We start from the raw sequence: 414 nt of genomic DNA, 5'->3' as shown, positions 1-414 counted from the left end.
ACCATTACCAATCTTCGTATACAATCACAAAACTTCAGTAGAATATTCTAGCTTCAAACAATTATTAATACAGAATTCAACGTGGGAATCCGACGGAAGGGTTAGGTTTTATGGTGCTGACCAGAGGCTCGGGTCACAAGTTGGGAAGAAAATAGGAACCCGCATCGTCACCACAGGAAAATCTGGATATTTAATATTTGGCCCATACATTTCTATGGATAACGGAAAATATTCCGCAACTATAACAGGTGCAATTTCTGAGCACGCCATCTGTAACGCAAAATTAGACATTTCTGTGCTAGGTGGCGCAATTACTATTGCGCAGTCTCAGCCTATATCTAATGAAAAAACGATCTTCAAATGTGAGTTCACCCTCGCCGAACCATGCAAGGATTTGGAAATAAGGGTATGGGT

1 protein-coding gene is annotated in these 414 nt (G+C 40.8%); it reads left to right on the top strand.

The features are described from left to right. Positions 1-414: hypothetical protein (locus JHD59_RS22980; protein WP_233164480.1), on the top strand; the 414-nt coding region annotated here is incomplete at both ends.

Source organism: Chromobacterium sp. ASV23 (genome assembly GCF_016428945.1).
GTDB lineage: Bacteria > Pseudomonadota > Gammaproteobacteria > Burkholderiales > Chromobacteriaceae > Chromobacterium > Chromobacterium sinusclupearum.
This window is presented reverse-complemented; position numbering and strand designations above follow the sequence as displayed.